Origin of the sequence: uncultured Dialister sp., assembly GCF_900541605.1 — a bacterium.
Taxonomy (GTDB): domain Bacteria; phylum Bacillota; class Negativicutes; order Veillonellales; family Dialisteraceae; genus Dialister.
This window is the reverse complement of the sequence record NZ_UQKJ01000156.1, coordinates 1-3,928: the sequence shown is the minus strand read 5'-3', so window position 1 is coordinate 3,928 and position 3,928 is coordinate 1. Positions and strand designations below refer to the sequence as shown.

General features: G+C 49.1%; 2 protein-coding genes. Both read right to left on the bottom strand.

Going from position 1 to position 3,928, the window contains the following annotated elements:
* Positions 1-329: 329 nt before the first annotated feature.
* Positions 330-884 carry an anaerobic ribonucleoside-triphosphate reductase activating protein gene (gene nrdG, locus QZR21_RS08450; protein WP_296099345.1) on the bottom strand — a complete coding sequence of 185 codons (555 nt, stop codon included), beginning with the start codon at positions 882-884 and terminating at the stop codon, positions 330-332.
* 391 nt (positions 885-1,275) lie between these two features.
* Positions 1,276-3,486, bottom strand: a complete 2,211-nt coding sequence (gene nrdD / locus QZR21_RS08445) for an anaerobic ribonucleoside-triphosphate reductase (protein ID WP_296099342.1) — start codon at positions 3,484-3,486, stop codon at positions 1,276-1,278.
* Positions 3,487-3,928 lie beyond the last annotated feature (442 nt).

Genomic DNA, 3,928 nt, shown 5'->3' with positions numbered 1-3,928 from the left:
TGAAAATACATGTATAATCGGACTCTGCGAATTAATCAGCGCTTCCCTGGCTTTTAGCTTCTAGCAGCTAGGAAGGCTGGACTGCCTGCGGCGCTTTTTTCGATACATAACTGCATTCTTCATCCCGTTGGGGAGTGTCCGGCACCTTCTTTTGAGGTCTGACGGTGGCGCTGTAGGCGATGGAGGTTATTTGTCGAAAGCGCCGCAGGCAAATCAGCTTTCCTGGAGGCTAGTAGCTGGAAGCTGGAAGCTTCATGCGAATGACTCTGCCCGTCAGCATGCTAAACTGCAGCACTAAAAAAGCACCCCGTGGGGTGCTTTTTACTTGCTCAGATTTTTGAATTCGGCGACATGCTCGTATCTCCGGGGTCCCAGGTGATGATCTTTCCGGCTTTTAGACTCTTGGGAACGTCGATGGTACGCTGGTTGGAGGAACCCTTGAAGAGGAGGGTCACATCCTTCTTGTCCAGCATGAATTCCCCATCCACCAGGACGTCGATGCGCTTCAGGAGCTCCATGGTTTCCGGCATGACCTTGGCGAAGTGGCCCAGAAGGTCCCGGTCGTAGAGGTATCCTGTGAAACACCAGAGGGTCTTTTTGGGGTACATTTCCTTGAATCGTTTCACCAGGGACAGGAGGCCCTTCTGGTTCACCGGCTCCATAGGTTCCCCGCCCAGGAGGGTGATGCCTTCGTAGAATTCGTGGCCCACTTCCTTCAGGATGTAGTCTTCCACTTCCTTCGTGAAGGGTTTGCCGTAGTTGAAATCCCAGGTCTCCGGATTGAAGCAGCCCTTGCAGTGGTGGGTGCAGCCGGAAACAAAGAGGGAGAACCGGATGCCCGGCCCGTTGGCGATGTCGTATTCTTTAAAATTAGCGTATTTCATGGAAACTCCTTTTTTAATTAGGAATGAGGAATTAGGAATGAGGAATGGAAGTGGCGGCGCACAATTCATATAGCGCCGCAGATTATATATTTAGCGGCTTCGCCGCGATTGGAAAGACGTTGGAATTTAAATATTAGGGAATAAAATCAGGAATGAGGAATTAGGAATGAGGAATTGAGATGGCGGCGCACGAATCAGAAGCGCCGCGAATCTTATGTATAGCCGTTTCAGTGCAATAGGTATCAGAAACTTCTGGTATTTGTAAGAATTTACATATAAAAGAGGCGGCGCTTTTAATTTTATGCGCCGCCCTCCTTCATTCCTAAATCCTCATTCCTAATTAACAGCTCATATTGATGCCATGATCTGTGGAGTAAAGATGACTTTAGAATTACAGGTGCAGTACTCTGTCTTTGATTTCCTGGGTGCGGCCCTGGTTCCAGAACTGGGTGCCGATGTAGCCGCAGGTTCTTCTGGCTACGCTCATCTTGTGCTGGTCCCGGTTTCCGCAGTTCGGGCATTCCCAGACCAGTTTGCCGTTTTCATCTTCCACGATTTTGATTTCGCCGTCGTAGCCGCAGACCATGCAGTAGTCGCTCTTCGTGTTCAGTTCTGCGTACATGATGTTTTCATAGATGTACTTCATGACCGTGAGGACAGCGGGGATATTGGTCTGCATGTTCGGTACTTCGATGTAGGAAATAGCGCCGCCGGGGGAGAGCTTCTGGAATTCAGATTCGAATTTCAGCTTGTGGAAAGCATCGATCTTTTCGGTTACATGGACATGGTAGCTGTTGGTGATGTAGTTCTTGTCGGTAACACCGGGGATAATGCCGAACCGCTTCTGCAGGCATTTAGCAAACTTGTAGGTAGTGGATTCCATGGGGGTGCCATAGACGGAGTAGGAAATATTTTCCTTCTTTCTCCATTCTGCACATTTATCGTTCAGCTTCTGCATGACGGCCAAGGCAAACTTGCGGCCCTCTTCGGTGGTATGGGAAACGCCCAGCATGCGGACGCACATTTCATAGAGGCCGGCATAGCCAAGGGAAATGGTGCTGTAGTTATTGAAGAGGAGCTTGTCGATGGTTTCTCCTTTTTTCAGGCGGGCCAGGGCGCCGTACTGCCAGAGAATCGGTGCCACATCGGATACGGTGCCCAGCAGCCGTTCATGGCGGCAGCGGAGAGCCCGATGGCACAGTTCGAGGCGGTCTTCCAGGATTTTCCAGAACTTGTCCATATCGCCGCCGGAGGAGCAGGCTACGTCTACCAGGTTAATGGTGACAACGCCCTGGTTGAAGCGGCCGTAGTACTTGTGCTGTCCCTTAGGTCCAAGGCCTTCGGTATCCGGGGTGAGGAAGGAACGGCAGCCCATGCAGGGGTATACATCGCCGTTCTTCATCTGTTTCATGATCTTTGCGGAAATGTAGTCCGGTACCATTCTCTTGGCCGTGCATTCCGCAGCCAGTTTTGTGAGGTAGTAGTAAGGAGAATCGTCGTGGATATTGTCTTCGTCCAGCACGTAAATCAGCTTCGGGAAGGCAGGGGTAATCCATACTCCCTTTTCATTCTTCACGCCCTGCATGCGCTGGCGGAGTACTTCTTCGATAATCATGGCCAGATCTTTCCGGGTCTGTCCGTCCGGTACTTCGTCCAGGTACATGAACATGGTGACGAATGGAGCCTGGCCGTTGCAGGTCATGAGGGTGATGAGCTGGTACTGGATGGTCTGGATGCCGGATTTGATTTCTTCCTTCAGCCGCCGTTCCACGATTTTTTCAATGATGCCGGGGTCCATGGATTCACCGGTCTCTTTCCGTTCTTCCATGACTTCCTTTGTAATCTTCTTGCGGCTTACATCTACGAAAGGAGCCAGATGGGCAAGAGTAAAGGACTGGCCGCCGTACTGGTTCGAAGCTACCTGGGCAACGATCTGGGTGGTCACGTTGCAGGCGGTGAAGAAGGAATGGGGTTTCTCGATCAGGGTCTGACTGATGACGGTGCCATTCTGCAGCATATCTTCCAGGTTGATGAGGTCGCAGTTGTGTTCCCTCTGAGCGAAGTAATCGGCATCGTGGAAATGGATGATGCCTTCTTCGTGGGCTTTGACAATATCTTCCGGCAGCAGGAGACGCTTTGTGAGGTCCTTGGACACTTCGCCGGCCATGTAGTCACGCTGGGTGGAATTGATGACCGGGTTCTTGTTGGAGTTTTCCTGTTTCACTTCTTCATTGGAAAGGTCAATGAGGGAAAGGATGCCGTCATCGGTGGTATTGCTCTTGCGGGAAATTTCTCTCTTATACCGATAGCGCACATACTTCTGTGCCACTTCGTAGCCCCGCATTTCCATGATGCCCTTTTCCACCATATCCTGGATATCTTCCACATTCACTGCGTGGGGGAAGGAGGCAATCCTTTTTGCAATCATATCTGCCACAGCGCGGATCTGGAATTCATTCATCTGGTGAATGGATTCCACTTCTTTATTGGCTTTGCCAATGGCATTGATGATCTTGGAAATATCAAAAGACACTTCCTGGCCATTTCTCTTGATTACATTCGTTTTGACGTGAATTTCACTCATCTGGTCCCTGTTTTCCATATTGAACACTCCCCTGTAAGGTACTTCTATGATTTCTACGTAATTAGCGTTGATTTTTCTGTATTTTACAAACCATACTAAATATTGTTGTTTATGCAGAGCAAATACACAATATCTTGTGCCGGAGATAATCATACACCAATTAGAGGGAAAAGGGAATAGACAGAAAATGTCATTATCATCGGCTTACTTTCTGTTCGCCATTGAACTATCTCGAAAAAGGCTGATATTGTCTGAAAAGCGGAGAAAAGATAATTTTCCACCTGTTTGGATTGGCTACTATGAAATTTTTCTATATGGACGTATAAGGAAAATGAAATTGATTTTTGCATGGGATGGTGAATAAACAAGAATGAGGAATGAGGAATTAGGAATGGCGCCGTCTTTTTAAAATGGACCCCGAGGAGTGGACACATCCGAAAGTGAGGCCCCCGGATTTTGG